General features: G+C 70.7%; 1 protein-coding gene. It reads left to right on the top strand.

Annotated features, from left to right (window positions below; all coding sequences use genetic code 11):
• Positions 1–66: 66 nt before the first annotated feature.
• Positions 67–1,030: glycosyltransferase (locus I55_RS31440; RefSeq protein ID WP_049974692.1), on the top strand; the 964-nt coding region annotated here is incomplete at its 3' end.

Raw genomic sequence — 1,030 nt, 5'->3', positions numbered from 1 at the left:
GGCCGGGCACCTGCGGCGGCATGCGCTTTCCATTGGGGCCGCTGCGTTTCGGGGCGGCCCGGCCGGGTGGAGTCGCTGGCGCTGCAGTCGCTTTGGCCGCGTTTCACGCTGCCCCGCATCGGCTGGCAGATGCTGACGCGCGACCCGGCGCCCTATCAGCGATTGCTCGCCGGCCGGCGGCCGGCCCTGATCCACGCGCATTTCGGGGTGGACGGAGTCTATGCCCTGCCGCTGGCGCGGCGCCTGGGCATTCCACTGGTCACCACCTTCCACGGCTTCGACGCCACCTTGTCCACCGCGGCGTTCCTGCTGTCTCCCGCCTGGTTGAACTATCCCCTGTTCCGGGGACAGCTGGCGCGGCAGGGGGACCTGTTCCTCTGCGTCTCCGCCTTCATCCGGGAGCGGGTGCTGGCCATGGGCTTCCCGGCGGAGCGGACGCGGGTGCATTACATCGGCGTGGACAGCCAGGCGGTCCAACCCCGCGACCCGGCGGAGGAGACGCCGACCATCCTGCATGTCGCCCGGCTGGTGGAGATGAAGGGCACGGAATACCTGATCCGCGCCTTCGCCCTGCTGGCGGACAGGCACCCGGCGGTCCGGCTGGACATCATCGGCGACGGCCCCCTGCGCGCATCGCTGCAGAAGCTGGCGGGGTCGCTGGGGTTGGGGGAGCGGGTGCGGTTCCATGGCGCCCGGCCGCATGCCGAGGTGTTGCCCCACATGCGCCGGGCGGCGATGCTGATGCTGCCCAGCGTGTACACCGCCACCGGGCGGGTGGAGGGGCTGGGGATGGTCCTGCTGGAAGCGGCCGCCACCGGCATTCCGGTGGTTGGTTCCCGCGTTGGCGGCATTCCGGAGGTCGTCATCGACGGACGGACGGGGCTGCTGGCTCCCGAGCGCGAGCCCGAGGCGCTCGCCGCCCATATGGAGACGTTGTTGCAAGACCGTGATCTGCGTCACCGCATGGGCGCCCAGGCGCGGGCTCATGTGGAAGCATGCTTTGACATCCACCGCCAGACTGCGGAATTGG

Origin of the sequence: Azospirillum sp. B4 (assembly GCF_000333275.1) — a bacterium.
GTDB lineage: Bacteria > Pseudomonadota > Alphaproteobacteria > Azospirillales > Azospirillaceae > Nitrospirillum.
The sequence above is the reverse complement of the archived record's forward strand: the minus strand, read 5'-3'. Positions and strand labels throughout refer to the sequence as shown.